Here is a 14,255-nt window from a genome sequence, read left to right as displayed (position 1 = left end):
CGCCTGCGGGCACGGCCTTCGCACACGTTCAGGGAGTGGGTTCCTCTGCCGACCGCTATTCTCACCGGCCCGCCCGCCGCAGGTCCGTCCCCGCTGGTGGACGACCTGCGCGCGCTGGGGTTCCAGGTCGTCGAGGCGGACACGTCCGACGCCGTGGCGGCCCGGATCGCCGGGGCTGCCGCGGGCGAGCGGGTGGCCGTGGTGGACCGCCGCTTCCGCGGGCACCGGCACGCGCTGCGGCTGGCCCTGACCGACCCGCGCTTCGACGCCGCCGCCGTCACCGGCGCCCTGACCGTACGCCCCGCCGCCCGCCCCGCCCTGCTGCGCGCCCTCGCGGCGCCGGGCGGCCCGGCCGCCGCTGCCGGGGGCGCGCCGCGCCCCGCCGGGCAGCCGGGCGGCGCCGCGGCCGCCCCGGGCACGCCGGACGGCGGCACCGCGACGGCGGCCGGCGCGGCGGGATCCCTCGCCGTGGAGGCCCAGGCGGGAGCCGTGTCGCTGCCCGGCCCGCGCCGCGGGGACGCGCGGGACGTACTGCCCGACGCGCTCGCCGTCCGGCTGGCGGCGCTGGGCGAGCCCGTCCACCGCCCCGAGCTGGGCGTCCTGGTCGCCGAGGTGCCCGCCGACGCCGCCGCCGCCGAGGCCGCCGCAGGCGCCGTCGCCGCCGTCGACGAGGAGTCGGTACGGCTGCGCAGCGCCGTCAAGTCGCGCGACGGCTTCTTCACCACCCACTTCATCAGCCCGTACTCGCGCTACATCGCGCGCTGGTGCGCCCGCCGCGGCCTCACCCCGAACCAGGTGACGACCGCCTCGCTGCTGGTCGCGCTGATCGCCGCGGGCTGCGCGGCCACCGGGACGCGCGGCGGCTTCGTGGCCGCCGGCGTGCTGCTGATCGCCTCGTTCGTGCTGGACTGCACCGACGGACAGCTCGCCCGCTACTCGCTCCAGTACTCCACGCTCGGCGCCTGGCTCGACGCGACCTTCGACCGGGCCAAGGAGTACGCCTACTACGCGGGCCTCGCCCTCGGCGCCGCCCGCGGCGGCGACGACGTGTGGGCGCTCGCGCTCGGCGCGATGGTGCTCCAGACCTGCCGGCACGTCGTCGACTTCGCCTTCAACGAGGCCAACCACGACGCCACCGCCAACACCAGCCCCACCGCCGCGCTGTCCGACAAGCTCGACAGCGTCGGCTGGACGGTGTGGGCGCGCCGGATGATAGTGCTGCCGATCGGCGAGCGGTGGGCCCTGATAGCGGTGCTGACCGCGGTCAGCACCCCCCGGATCACCTTCGTGGTACTGCTCGCCGGCTGTGCGCTCGCCGCCTGCTACACCACCGCGGGGCGCGTCCTGCGCTCGCTCACCCGGCGGGCCACCCGTACCGACCGCGCCGCCCGGGCGCTCGCCGACCTGGCCGACAGCGGCCCCGTCGCCGAGGCCCTGGCGGCCGCGCTGCGCCCGCTCGCCCGCCGGCTGCCCGGCTTCGCCGCCCCCGCCGCCGCGCTGGCCGGCGCGGGCGCCGTGACGGCCACCGCCGCGCTGTCCCCGGCCGGCAGCTGGTACCCGGTCCTCGCCGCCGTGGTCTACGCCGTCACGTCGGGGCTGGCCGTCGCGCTGCCCCTCAAGGGGGCGCTGGACTGGCTCGTGCCGCCGCTGCTGCGGGCGGGGGAGTACGGCACCGCGCTGGCGCTCGCCGCCGTCTGCGGGGTGGACGGGGCGCTGCCCGCCGCTTTCTGCCTGGTCGCCGCCGTCGCCTACCATCACTACGACACGGTGTACCGCATACGCGGGGGCGCCGGGGCGCCGCCGCGGGCCGTGGTGCTGGCCGCGGGCGGGCACGAGGGCCGCACGCTGGCCGTGGCCCTGACGGCGGCCGTCGCCGCGCACCACACCGGCCTCACGGCCACGCTGGCGGTGCTCGCCGGCGCCATCGCGCTGCTGGTCGCGTCCGAGAGCATCCGCTTCTGGGTGACCTCGGGGACCGCCGCGGCCGTACACGACGAATCAGGAGAACCCGCATGATCGGCCTCGTGCTGGCAGCCGGCGCAGGCAGGCGCCTGCGTCCCCACACGGACACCCTGCCCAAGGCCCTGGTGCCCGTCGGCCCGCAGGACGCGCCGGACAGCCTGACCGTGCTCGACCTCACGCTGCGCAACTTCGCCGAGGTGGGCCTCACCGAGGCCGCGATCGTCGTCGGCTACCGCAAGGAGGCCGTCTACGCGCGCCAGGCCGCGCTGGAGGCGGCCTACGGGCTCAAGCTGACCCTGGTCGACAACGACAAGGCCGAGGAGTGGAACAACGCGTACTCCCTGTGGTGCGCGCGCGGCCTGTTCGACCAGGGGGTGATTCTGGCCAACGGCGACACCGTCCACCCCGTCTCCGTCGAGCGCACGCTGCTCGCGGCGCGCGGTGAGGGCCGGCGCATGATCCTCGCGCTGGACACCGCCAAGCGGCTCGCCGACGAGGAGATGAAGGTCGTCGCCGAGCCGGGCCGCGGGGTGCGCCGGATCACCAAGCTCATGGACCCGGCCGAGGCCACCGGCGAGTACATCGGGGTGACCCTCATCGAGCCGGAGGCGGCCGCGGACCTCGCCGACGCCCTCCGGACGACCTTCGAGCGCGACCCCGGCCTGTACTACGAGGACGGCTACCAGGAGATGGTCGACCGCGGCCTGACCGTCGACGTGGCCCCGATCGGCGACGTGGCGTGGGTCGAGATCGACAACCACGCCGACCTCGCCAAGGGCCGGGAGATCGCGTGCCAGTACTGACCCGGCTGATCCCCTCGCCGGTCGTCGTCGACATCCGGGCCGGCGCGCTGGCCCACCTGTCGCCGCTGCTGGCCGACCAGCGGATCTCCACGTCGGGCAAGCTCGCCTTCGCCGTCAGCGACGGCTCGGGCGCCCGGCTGCGGGAGTCGCTGGCCCCCGAGATGCCCGGCGCCGACTGGTTCCCGGTCGCCGGCGGCACCATCGACGCGGCCGTCACGCTCGCCGACGCCATGCGCGGCAAGCGCTACGACGCGGTGGTGGGCCTGGGCGGCGGCAAGATCATCGACGTCACGAAGTACGCCGCCGCCCGGGTCGGCCTGCCCATGGTGGCCGTGGCGACCAACCTGTCGCACGACGGCATCTGCTCGCCGGTGTCCACCCTGGACAACGACAACGGCCGCGGCTCGTACGGTGTGCCCACGCCCATCGCGGTGGTCGTCGACACGGACGTCATCCGGGAGGCGCCGCCCCGCTACGTGCGGGCCGGGATCGGCGACGCGGTCTCCAACCTCTCGGCCATCGCCGACTGGGAGCTGTCCCACCGCGAGACCGGTGAGCGCATCGACGGCCTCGCCGCGGCGATGGCCCGCAGCGCGGGCGAGGCCATACTGCGCCACCCCGGCGGGATCGGCGACGACGACTTCCTCGGCGTCCTCGCCGAGGGCCTGGTGCTCTCGGGGATCGCGATGTCCATCAGCGGCGACTCGCGGCCCTCCTCCGGAGCCTGCCACGAGATCAGCCACGCCTTCGACCTGCTCTTCCCCGCGCGCGCGGCCGCGCACGGCGAGCAGGTCGGCCTCGGCGCCGCCTTCGCGATGCACCTGCGCGGCGAGCCCGGGGTCTCCGGCCTGATCGCGGAGACGCTGCGGCGGCACGGCCTGCCCGTGCTGCCCACGGAGATGGGCTTCACCGAGGCGGAATTCGTCGAGGCGGTGGCCTTCGCGCCGCAGACCCGCCCCGGCCGCTTCACGATCCTGGAACACCTCGACCTGTCCGCCACCGAGATCAGGGACGCGTACGCCGACTATGCCAAAACCATCAGTAGCTGAACTGCGCCCGGTCGTTCACCCGCCGGGGGTGAAGGACCGGCGCAGCGGCGAGCACTGGGCCGGGCGGCTCTACATGCGCGAGGTCTCCCTGCGCATAGACCGGCACCTCGTGCCGACCTCCGTCACGCCCAACCAGCTGACGTACCTGATGACCGTCTTCGGCGTGCTCGCCGCCCCGGCCCTGCTGGTGCCCGGCATCACCGGCGCGGTCCTCGGCGTGCTGATGGTCCAGCTGTACCTGCTGCTCGACTGCGTGGACGGCGAGATCGCCCGCTGGAAGAAGCAGTACTCGCTGAGCGGTGTCTACCTCGACCGGGTCGGCGCCTACCTCACCGACGCCGCCGTGCTGGTCGGCTTCGGGCTGCGGGCCGCGGACCTCTTCGGCGACGGCCGGATCGACTGGCTGTGGGCCTTCCTGGGCACCCTGGCCGCGCTCGGCGCCGTCCTGATCAAGGCCGAGACCGACCTGGTCGGCGTCGCCCGGCACCAGGGCGGGCTGCCGCCGGTCAAGGAGGCCGCCTCCGAGCCGCGCTCCTCCGGTGTCGCGCTCGCCCGCCGGGCGGCCTCCGCGCTGAAGTTCCACCGGCTGATCCTGGGCATCGAGGCGTCGCTGCTGATCCTGGTGCTGGCCGTCGCCGACCAGATCCGCGGGGACCTGTTCTTCACCCGGCTCGGCGTCGCGGTTCTGGCCGGAATCGCTCTTCTGCAGACGCTGCTGCACCTGGTGTCGGTCCTCGTCTCCAGCAGGCTGAAGTGAGGCGGGCATGGCGGGCATGAGCGAGCCGCTCACGGTCGGCGCGGTCGTCCTGACGATGGGCAACCGGCCGGTCGAGCTGCAGGCGCTGCTGGACTCCGTGGCCAAGCAGCAGGGCCCCCGGATCGAGGTCGCGGTGGTCGGCAACGGCGCCCCGCTGCCGCCGCTGCCGCCCGGCGTGCGCTCCGTGGAGCTGCCGGAGAACCTGGGCATCCCCGGCGGCCGCAACGTCGGCATCGAGCTGTTCGGGCCCGGTGGCCGCGAGGTCGACGTGCTGCTCTTCCTCGACGACGACGGGCTGCTGCCCGGCGACGACACCGCCGAGCTGGTACGCGCCGCGTTCGCGGCCGACCCGCGGCTCGGCATCATCAGCTTCCGGATCGCCGACCCGGACACCGGGGTCACCCAGCGCCGCCACGTCCCACGGCTGCGCGCCTCCGACCCGATGCGCAGCTCTCGCGTGACGACCTTCCTGGGCGGTGCGAACGCCGTCCGCACCGCGGTCCTCGAAGAGGTCGGGCTGCTGCCGGCGGAGTTCTTCTACGCCCACGAGGAGACGGACCTGGCCTGGCGCGCACTCGACGCCGGCTGGATGATCGACTACCGTTCCGACCTCGTACTGCACCATCCGGCGACCTCGCCGGCCCGGCACGCGGTCTACCACCGCATGGTGGCCCGTAACCGGGTGTGGCTGGCCCGGCGCAACCTGCCGTGGCTGCTGGTCCCCGTGTACCTCGGCGTGTGGTTCGCCCTGACGCTGCTGCGGCGGCCGTCGGGCGCGGCGCTGCGCGCGTGGCTCGGCGGCTTCCGTGAGGGCTGGGCAAAGCCCGCCGGAGAGCGGCGGCCGATGAAGTGGCGGACGGTCTGGCGGTTGACCCGGCTGGGCCGACCGCCGATCATCTGACAAGCTCGGACCTGAGAGCATCAGGCGCAGCCCGGGACCCCCTGCACCCGGCGCGCACATTGAGGACGAAAGTGTCAACTGTGAGCGAGACAACGCACAATGGTGCGGTCGCCGTCGGAGCGCCACCGGCGCCCACGGCCGATGACGGCCTCAGTCCCTCCCAGCTCGCCGCAAAGTACGGGCTGACCGTCAGCGGTGCCCGTCCGGGGCTGGCGGAGTACACCCGGCAGCTGTGGGGCCGCCGACATTTCATCAACGAGTTCGCCAAGGCCCGCACGGCCGCGCAGTACACGCAGGCCCGCCTCGGCCAGCTCTGGCAGGTCATGACCCCGCTGCTGAACGCGGCGGTCTACTACCTGATCTTCGGCGTGCTGATCGGCACCCGGAAGGGCGTCGACAACTTCATCGCCTTCCTGGTCACCGGCATCTTCATCTACACCTTCACGCAGACGTCCGTGATGTCCGGCGTGCGGTCGGTGGCGGGCAACATCGGCCTGATCCGGGCGCTGCACTTCCCGCGCGCGTCCATGCCGATCGCGTTCACGCTGATGCAGCTCCAGCAGCTGATGATGTCGATGTTCGTGCTGATCGCCATCGTCCTCATGACCGGTGAGACACCGGACGCGTCCTGGCTGATCCTGATCCCCGCGCTGCTCACCCAGTGGATCTTCAACACCGGCCTGGCGATGGTCATGGCCCGGCTCGGCAGTAAGATGACCGACCTGGCCCAGCTGATGCCGTTCATCCTGCGCACCTGGATGTACACCTCGGGTGTCATGTACAGCATCGACAACCTGACCGCGCACTCCCCGCACTACATCAAGGTCCTGCTCGACATCAACCCCGTCGCGGTCTACATCGACCTCGCGCGGTTCGCCCTGATCGACAGCTTCACCTCCGCGCAGCTCCCGCCGCACGTGTGGGCGAGCGCCCTGGGGTGGGCGATCCTGGCCGGTGTCGGCGGCTACATCTACTTCTGGAAGGCGGAGGAGCAGTATGGCCGTGGCTGAACCGCAGCCCGTCGCGTCCCGTCCGCAGCCGGCGGCGGCCGGCCCGCGCGTGCCCACCGTGATCGTGGACGACGTCCACATCGTCTACAAGGTGTACGGCGCCGGCACGGGCAAGGGCAACGCGGCAACCGCGCTCGCCCGGCTGGTGCTGCGCCGCGGCGGCAACCCGAACGTCCGCCGGGTGCACGCGGTCAAGGGAGTGAGCTTCACCGCCTACCGCGGCGAGGCGATCGGCATCATCGGCTCCAACGGCTCGGGCAAGTCGACCCTGCTGCGCTCCATCGCCGGCCTGCTGCCGCCGGAGAGCGGCAAGATCTACACCGACGGCCAGCCGTCGCTGCTCGGCGTCAACGCCGCGCTCATGGGCGATCTGACCGGTGAGAAGAACGTCATCCTCGGCGGCCTGGCGATGGGCATGACACCGGAGGAGATCCGCTCGCGCTACCGCCAGATCGTCGACTTCTCCGGGATCAACGACAAGGGCGACTTCATCTCGCTGCCGATGCGCACGTACTCCTCCGGCATGGGGGCCCGGCTGCGCTTCTCGATCGCCGCGGCCAAGAACCACGACGTGCTGCTCATCGACGAGGCGCTGGCCACCGGTGACCGGCAGTTCCAGAAGCGGTCCGAGGCCCGTATCCGGGAGCTCCGCAAGGAGGCCGGCACGGTCTTCCTGGTCAGCCACAGCAACGGCGCCATCCGCGACACCTGCGACCGCGTGGTGTGGCTGGAGAAGGGCGAGCTGCTGATGGACGGCCCGACCGAGGAGGTCCTGGAGGCCTACGAGGCGCACACCGGCAAGTAGCCGCCGCGGGCCCGGGGACGGGCCGCCGCCGCTTCCGCCCCCCGCCGGAGCTTCCGGCGGGGGGCGCGTGCCGTGACGGCGTCCGTCGTGCGCCGCGGCCCCGTACCGCCCGGGGCGCCCCCGGCGTACGCCTGAGGGTTGCCCGACGTAAGCTGTACCGGTGCTGGGGAGCCCTTTCAAGATCGAAACCGGGTGCCGGACGCCCGGCGCGGCGGCGTGTCCGAAATGGGAAGATTCGTCCGGGCGGTGTAGAACGGGGGATGTGGCGGCCATGACGAATGGGACCATCCTGCTCCGGGGCACCTGTCCCGCCTGTCTGCCGGGCAGCCCGCGATGACCGCGGCCGACACGTCCCGGGCCGTTCTGGACAAGGCTGCGCGCGAGAACTTCCCCGTGGCCCCGGTCTTCCTGCCCCGCGCCTGGCGCGAGGACCTCATGGCGGTCTACGGCTTCGCCCGCCTGGTGGACGACATCGGCGACGGCGACCTCGCCGACGGCGGCCGCCCCGACGCCGTGCTGCTGGGCCTGGAGCCGGAGGCGGCCGGCGACCGGACCGCGATGCTGGACGCCTTCGAGGCCGACCTGCGGCGCGTCTTCACCGGTGCGGCCGAGCCGTCGCACCCGCTGCTGCGGGCCCTGCGGCCGACGGTGCGCAAGCACGCGCTGACGCCCGAGCCCTTCCTCGGCCTGATCGCGGCCAACCGCCAGGACCAGCTCGTCACCCGCTACGCGACGTACGCCGACCTGCTCGCGTACTGCGAGCTGTCCGCCAATCCGGTGGGCCGCCTCGTGCTGTCCATCACCGGCACCTCGACGCCGGAAAGGGTGCGGCGCTCCGACGCGGTGTGCACCGCACTGCAAATCGTCGAGCATATCCAGGACGTCGCGGAGGATCTCGCCCGGGACCGGGTGTATCTGCCTGCGGAGGACATGAAACGCTACGCGGTGGACGAGGCCGACCTCGCACAACCGCAGGCCGGTCCGCAGGTGAGGCAACTGGTCGCGTTCGAGGCCGAACGCGCCCGCGAGCTGTTGTATGAAGGTGCTCCCCTGGTGGGTAGCGTCCGTGGCAGGCTTCGGCTGTTGCTCGCGGGATTCGTAGGCGGCGGGCGCGCGGCGCTGAAATCGGTCGAGCTGGCCGGATACGACGTGCTTGCGGGTTCGCCCAAAGCCACCAAGAGCGGCCTGCTGCGCGAAGTGGGGTCGACATTGCGAAGAGAGGGGTGAGCAGGACCGTGAGCGGTTCCGCCCACACGTCCGGTCCGGTACTTGCTGCATACAGGTACTGTGAGGCCGTGACCGGCCACGAGGCCCGCAACTTCGCCTATGGGATCCGGCTGCTGCCCGCCGCAAAGCGGCAGGCCATGTCGGCCCTCTACGCCTTCTCGCGGAGGGTCGACGACATCGGTGACGGCGATCTCGCACCGGCCGAGAAAATCGAACGCCTGGAGTCCACCCGCGCACTGCTCACCCGGGTGCGCGGCGGTGAGGTCCGGGAGGACGACACCGATCCGGTGGCGGTCGCCCTCGCCGACGCGGCGCGGGTGTTCCCCATTCCGCTCGAAGGCCTGGACGAACTCATCGACGGCGTTCTGATGGATGTCCGGGGCGAGTCCTACGAGACCTGGGACGATCTGGCCGTCTACTGCCGCTGTGTGGCAGGTGCCATCGGACGGCTGTCGCTGGGCGTGTTCGGCACCGTAAATGGGCACGATCACGTACGTGCCGCCGAATACGCCGACACGCTCGGCCTCGCTCTGCAACTCACCAACATCCTGCGCGACGTCCGAGAGGACGCCGGCAACGGACGCACCTATCTTCCTGCCCAGGATCTGGCGAAATTCGGCTGCGCCGCAGGTTTTCACAGCGACGTCGCCCCGCCCGGATCGGATTTCGCCGGCCTGGTGGAATTCGAGGTGCGCCGGGCCCGCGCGCTCTTCGCCACCGGCTACCGGCTGCTGCCCATGCTCGACCGGCGCAGCGGCGCCTGCGTGTCGGCCATGGCGGGCATCTACCGCCGGCTGCTGGAGCGGATCGCGGCCGACCCCGACGCCGTGCTGCGCGGCCGGGTGTCGCTGCCCGGCCGGGAGAAGGCCTACGTCGCCGTCCGCGGCCTCGCCGGCCTCGACGCGCGCCTGGTCGCCTCCCGTGCCCCGCGGGGTGGCAGATGAGGCCCACCCGCGGATGCGCGGGTCCACGGCACGCGGCACAGCAGACGGATCGTCACCACCCGGCGCCGGCGCGGCGCCAGGCAACCTCCCACCGCTCCTTCGCGTCCCCACCCGCGACGGTGTGCCGCAGCCCGCGGCACACGGCGGAAGTCCAGGTCAGAGACCGGGCCGGGCACCGGGCACGAGGGGAGGGTGAATGACCGCGCCACACGGCACGGCCGGGCAGGCGCCCGGCCGTACGGCCGTCGTCGTCGGCGGCGGCCTCGCGGGCGTCACCGCGGCCCTGCGGCTGGCCGACGCCGGGGTGTCCGTCACCCTCGCCGAGGCCCGGCCCCGGCTGGGCGGCCTCGCCTTCTCCTTCAGGCGCGGCGACCTGACGGTGGACAACGGGCAGCACGTCTTCCTGCGCTGCTGCACCGCCTACCAGTGGTTCCTGGACCGGATCGACGCCCGCGACCTGGTGCACCTCCAGGACCGCCTCGACGTCCCCGTGTACGACGCCGCGAACGGCCGCACCGGGCGGCTGAGCCGGGCCGGCCTGCCGGTGCCGCTGCACCTGGCGGCGAGCCTGGCCCGCTACCCGCACCTGTCGCTGCGCGAACGCGCCTCGGTCGGCCGCGCCGCGCTGGCGCTGCGGGGCCTGGACCTGGCCGACCCGGCGCTGGACGACGTCGACTTCGGCAGCTGGCTCGCCGCCCGCGGCCAGTCCGCCCGGACGGTCGAGGCGCTGTGGGACCTGGTCGGCGTCGCCACGCTCAACGCGACGGCCGCGCGCTCCTCGCTGGCGCTGGCCGCGATGGTGTTCAAGACCGGCCTGCTGACCGACCCCGGCGCGTCCGACATCGGCTGGGCCAAGGCCCCGCTCGGCGACCTGCACGACGGCCGCGGACGCACCGCGCTGGACAAGGCCGGCGTCGTCACGATGCTGCGCACCCGCGCCACCGCCCTGCGCCCCGCGGCCGCCGGCGGCTGGCAGGTGGAGCTGGAGACGGGCCCGGGGCGTGCCGCCGAACTCGCGGCCGACACGGTGGTCCTGGCGGTGCCTCAGCGCGAGGCGCACGGCCTGCTGCCCGAAGGTGCCGTCCAGCATCCGGAAAAGCTGTTGCAGATCGGTACCGCGCCCATCCTGAATGTCCATGTGATCTACGACAGGAAGGTGCTCCACGAGCCGTTCGTCGCGGCTCTCGGCAGCCCCGTCCAGTGGGTCTTCGACCGCACGGAGAGCTCGGGCCTCACCGGCGGCGGCCAGTACGTGGCCGTGTCCCAGTCGGCCGTCGAGGACGAGATCGACCTGCCGGTGGCCGCCCTGCGCGACCGCTACCTGCCCGAACTCGAACGCGTCCTGCCCGACGCCCGCGGTGCCGCGGTGCGCGAGGTCTTCGTGACCCGCGAGCGCACCGCCACCTTCGCGCCCGCCCCCGGGGTGGGCGCGCTGCGGCCCGGCCCCGTCACCCGCGCCCCGGGCCTCTACCTGGCCGGGGCGTGGACCGCGACGGGCTGGCCCGCGACCATGGAGGGCGCGGTGCGCAGCGGGCTGCACGCCTCCGCAGAAGCGTTGTCCGCCCTCGGCCTGCCCGTTGACAACGGCGTCCTGGAGGCGGCATGAGTGCTATTGGTGCAACCCGAGGAGAAATCGTGACCGCTGCCGGCGTCATCGCGCTACTGGAAGACGGCCGCACCCTGACCACACCAGTGCTCCGCGCGGCAGTCGCACGCCTCGCACCCCCGATGGACACCGTCGCGTCCTACCACTTCGGCTGGATCGACCAGACCGGGCAGCCCGCGGACGGTGACGGCGGCAAGGCCGTCCGCCCCGCGCTCGCCCTGCTGTCGGCGCAGGCCGCGGGCGCGCCCGCCGAGGTGGGCATCCCCGGTGCGGTCGCGACGGAGCTGGTGCACAACTTCTCTCTGCTGCACGACGACCTGATGGACGGTGACGAGCAGCGCCGGCACCGCGACACGGTCTGGAAGGTGCACGGCCCGGCCCAGGCGATCCTGGTCGGCGACGCGCTCTTCGCGCTCGCCAACGAGATCCTGCTGGAGCAGGGCACCGCGGAGGCCGGCCGCGCGACGCGCCGGCTGACCACCGCCACCCGCCGGCTGATCGACGGTCAGGCCGAGGACATCTCCTTCGAGCACCGCGAGCGTGTCAGCGTCCAGGAGTGCCTGGACATGGAGGGCAAGAAGACCGGCGCGCTGCTGGCCTGCGCCTCCTCCATCGGAGCGGTGCTCGGCGGCGCCTCCGAGGCGGACGCGGACGCGCTGGAGGAGTACGGCTACCACCTGGGACTGGCCTTCCAGGCGATCGACGACCTGCTGGGCATCTGGGGCGATCCGGCGAGCACCGGAAAGCAGACCTGGAGCGATCTGCGGCAGCGCAAGAAGTCGCTCCCGGTGGTCGCCGCGCTGGCCGCCGGCGGCCCGGCGTCCGAGCGGCTGGGTGAACTGCTCGCGGCGGATGCGAAGAATCCTGAAACCGGTGCCTTCAGCGAGGAAGAGTTCGCCCTGCGTGCGGCGTTGATCGAAGAGGCCGGTGGGCGCGAATGGACCTCGGAAGAGGCCAGGCGGCAGTATGCGACTGCCATCGCCGCACTGGACAAAATGGACATGCCGGAAGGAATCAAACGTAAACTCGTGGGTCTTGCGGATTTTGTGGTGGTCCGCGAGAAGTAAAGAAGCACCAACGTGGAGCGCTGACGTCGCCGGTCCCTCGCATGTGACGGCCGACGGCCGCCCCAACACCGCAGAAGTCTCAACTGCAAAGGGGAAGCCATGACAGCGACGACCGATGGCAGTCCAGGTTCGCCAACCCACCGGACACCTTCGGCCAGCACCTCGGACCCGGAGTCTCTTCCAGCCGGCGACACCGAGGCGGCGGCGCAGCGTGCCGTGCAGCGCGCCGCCGACCACCTTCTGGCACGGCAGCACCCTGACGGATGGTGGAAAGGCGACCTCGAGACCAACGTGACCATGGATGCCGAGGACCTGCTGCTGCGGCAGTTCCTCGGCATCCTGGACGCGCGCACGACCGCGGCCTCCGCCCGCTGGATCCGCTCCCAGCAGCGTGAGGACGGCTCCTGGCCCACCTTCCACGGCGGTCCGGGCGACCTGTCGGCGACCGTCGAGGCCTACGTCGCGCTGCGGCTCGCCGGCGACTCGCCGGACGAGGCGCACATGTCCCAGGCCGCCAAGTGGTCCCGCGGCGAGGGCGGGGTGGCCGCCAGCCGGGTCTTCACCCGGATCTGGCTCGCCCTCTTCGGCTGGTGGGACTGGGAGGACCTGCCGGAGATGCCGCCGGAGGTCATCTACCTGCCCAAGTGGATGCCGCTGAACATCTACTCGTTCGGCTGCTGGGCCCGGCAGACCATCGTGCCGCTCACCGTCGTGGGCGCGCTGCGGCCCGTGCGCCCGGCGCCGTTCGGCATCGACGAGCTGCACCTGGACCCGGAACGGCCCAACCCCAAGCAGCGCCGTGCCTCGATCGCCAGCTGGGACGGCGTCTTCCAGCGTCTCGACCAGGTGCTGCACGCCTACCGCCGCTTCAGCCCGCGCCCGCTGCGGCGCAGCGCCATGAACGCCTGCGCCCGCTGGATCATCGAGCGTCAGGAGGCCGACGGCTGCTGGGGCGGCATCCAGCCGCCGGCCGTCTACTCGGTCATCGCGCTGCACCTGCTCGGCTACGAGCTCGACCACCCGGTGCTCAAGGCCGGACTCGAGTCGCTGGATCGTTTCGCCGTGTGGCCCCAGGAGGGCGTGCGGATGATCGAGGCCTGCCAGTCCCCGGTGTGGGACACCTGTCTCGCCACCATCGCCCTCGCGGACGCCGGTCTGCCCGCCGACCATCCGGCGCTCGTCAAGTCCGCCGACTGGCTGCTGGACGAGCAGATCACCCGTCCCGGCGACTGGTCCGTCCAGCGTCCGGAGCTTCCCCCGGGCGGCTGGGCCTTCGAGTTCCACAACGACAACTACCCGGACATCGACGACACCGCCGAGGTGGTGCTCGCGCTGCGCCGGGTCGCCCATCCGGACCGGGCGCGCATCGACACCGCCGTGGACCGGGCGGTGCGCTGGACGGTCGGCATGCAGTCCCGCAACGGCGCCTGGGGCGCCTTCGACGCCGACAACACCAGCCCTTTCCCCAACCGGCTGCCCTTCTGCGACTTCGGCGAGGTCATCGACCCGCCGTCCGCCGACGTCACCGCGCACGTGGTCGAGATGATGGCCGCGCTCGGCATCCAGCACGACCGGCACGCCCGTACCGGCATCGAGTGGCTGCTCGCCGAGCAGGAGGACAACGGCGCCTGGTTCGGCCGCTGGGGGGTCAACTACATCTACGGCACCGGTTCGGCCGTCCCGGCGCTCGCCGCGGCCGGCCTGAGCCCCGACCACCCGGCGATCCGCCGGGCCGTCGACTGGCTGGAGTCGGTGCAGAACGCCGACGGCGGCTGGGGCGAGGACCTGCGCTCGTACTCCGACCTCGAATGGGCCGGCCGGGGCGCCTCCACCGCCTCGCAGACCGCCTGGGCGCTGATGGCGCTGCTGGCGGCCGGGCGGCGGGACACCGAGGCCGTGGAGCGCGGGGTGCGCTGGCTGGCCGAGACCCAGCTGCCGGACGGCTCGTGGGACGAGCCGTACTTCACCGGGACCGGTTTCCCGCGGGACTTCTCCATCAACTACCACCTCTACCGGATGGTCTTCCCGCTCACCGCGCTGGGACGCTATGTCCGCCGCGAGCCGCTGGGGGCCGCCGCGCACACCGCCCCGGCCACCGCGGGCGCCGGGAAGGGGGCCTAGGGC

12 protein-coding genes are annotated in these 14,255 nt (G+C 72.9%); all 12 read left to right on the top strand.

Going from position 1 to position 14,255, the window contains the following annotated elements; translation table 11 throughout:
- Positions 1-105: 105 nt before the first annotated feature.
- The 12 genes from ACH4SE_RS22195 (at position 106) to shc (ending at position 14,252) form a co-directional block, all read left to right on the top strand.
- A complete protein-coding gene (locus tag ACH4SE_RS22195; protein ID WP_398545266.1) occupies positions 106-2,016 on the top strand; it encodes a DUF5941 domain-containing protein in 1,911 nt (636 codons plus the stop codon).
- Entirely contained in the window at positions 2,013-2,765 is a 753-nt protein-coding gene (locus ACH4SE_RS22190) for a sugar phosphate nucleotidyltransferase (protein WP_398545141.1), read from the top strand. The genes ACH4SE_RS22195 and ACH4SE_RS22190 overlap by 4 nt, the downstream gene beginning before the upstream one ends.
- Positions 2,753-3,814, top strand: coding sequence for an iron-containing alcohol dehydrogenase family protein (locus tag ACH4SE_RS22185; protein WP_398545140.1), 1,062 nt, complete (start codon positions 2,753-2,755; stop codon positions 3,812-3,814). Before ACH4SE_RS22190 ends, ACH4SE_RS22185 begins: the two co-directional genes overlap by 13 nt.
- Positions 3,792-4,571 (top strand): CDP-alcohol phosphatidyltransferase family protein, encoded by a 780-nt coding sequence (locus ACH4SE_RS22180; RefSeq protein WP_398545139.1) that lies wholly within the window; start codon positions 3,792-3,794, stop codon positions 4,569-4,571. Before ACH4SE_RS22185 ends, ACH4SE_RS22180 begins: the two co-directional genes overlap by 23 nt.
- A gap of 16 nt (positions 4,572-4,587) precedes the next feature.
- Positions 4,588-5,472, top strand: coding sequence for a glycosyltransferase family 2 protein (locus tag ACH4SE_RS22175; protein ID WP_398545138.1), 885 nt, complete (start codon positions 4,588-4,590; stop codon positions 5,470-5,472).
- An 80-nt stretch (positions 5,473-5,552) separates the two neighbouring features.
- The gene (locus ACH4SE_RS22170; RefSeq protein ID WP_398545137.1) at positions 5,553-6,482 is read left to right on the top strand and encodes an ABC transporter permease; all 930 of its coding nucleotides are present in this window, start codon (positions 5,553-5,555) and stop codon (positions 6,480-6,482) included.
- Complete coding sequence (locus ACH4SE_RS22165) at positions 6,469-7,287, top strand: ABC transporter ATP-binding protein (RefSeq protein WP_398545136.1); 819 nt, start codon at positions 6,469-6,471, stop codon at positions 7,285-7,287. Before ACH4SE_RS22170 ends, ACH4SE_RS22165 begins: the two co-directional genes overlap by 14 nt.
- Positions 7,288-7,620: 333 nt before the next feature.
- The gene (hpnC, locus tag ACH4SE_RS22160) at positions 7,621-8,514 is read left to right on the top strand and encodes a squalene synthase HpnC (protein WP_398545135.1); all 894 of its coding nucleotides are present in this window, start codon (positions 7,621-7,623) and stop codon (positions 8,512-8,514) included.
- Complete coding sequence (gene hpnD / locus ACH4SE_RS22155) at positions 8,511-9,458, top strand: presqualene diphosphate synthase HpnD (RefSeq protein ID WP_398545134.1); 948 nt, start codon at positions 8,511-8,513, stop codon at positions 9,456-9,458. The genes hpnC and hpnD overlap by 4 nt, the downstream gene beginning before the upstream one ends.
- 196 nt (positions 9,459-9,654) lie before the next feature.
- Positions 9,655-11,064: a hydroxysqualene dehydroxylase HpnE gene (hpnE, locus tag ACH4SE_RS22150; protein WP_398545133.1), complete on the top strand. Its 1,410-nt coding sequence runs from the start codon at positions 9,655-9,657 to the stop codon at positions 11,062-11,064.
- Positions 11,061-12,131, top strand: a complete 1,071-nt coding sequence (locus tag ACH4SE_RS22145) for a polyprenyl synthetase family protein (protein WP_398545132.1) — start codon at positions 11,061-11,063, stop codon at positions 12,129-12,131. The genes hpnE and ACH4SE_RS22145 overlap by 4 nt, the downstream gene beginning before the upstream one ends.
- A 99-nt stretch (positions 12,132-12,230) precedes the next feature.
- Positions 12,231-14,252, top strand: a complete 2,022-nt coding sequence (shc, locus tag ACH4SE_RS22140) for a squalene--hopene cyclase (protein ID WP_398545131.1) — start codon at positions 12,231-12,233, stop codon at positions 14,250-14,252.
- Positions 14,253-14,255: the final 3 nt, after the last annotated feature.

It is taken from the genome of Streptomyces sp. NPDC020983 (genome assembly GCF_044333485.1).
Lineage (GTDB): Bacteria > Actinomycetota > Actinomycetes > Streptomycetales > Streptomycetaceae > Actinacidiphila.
This window is presented reverse-complemented; position numbering and strand designations above follow the sequence as displayed.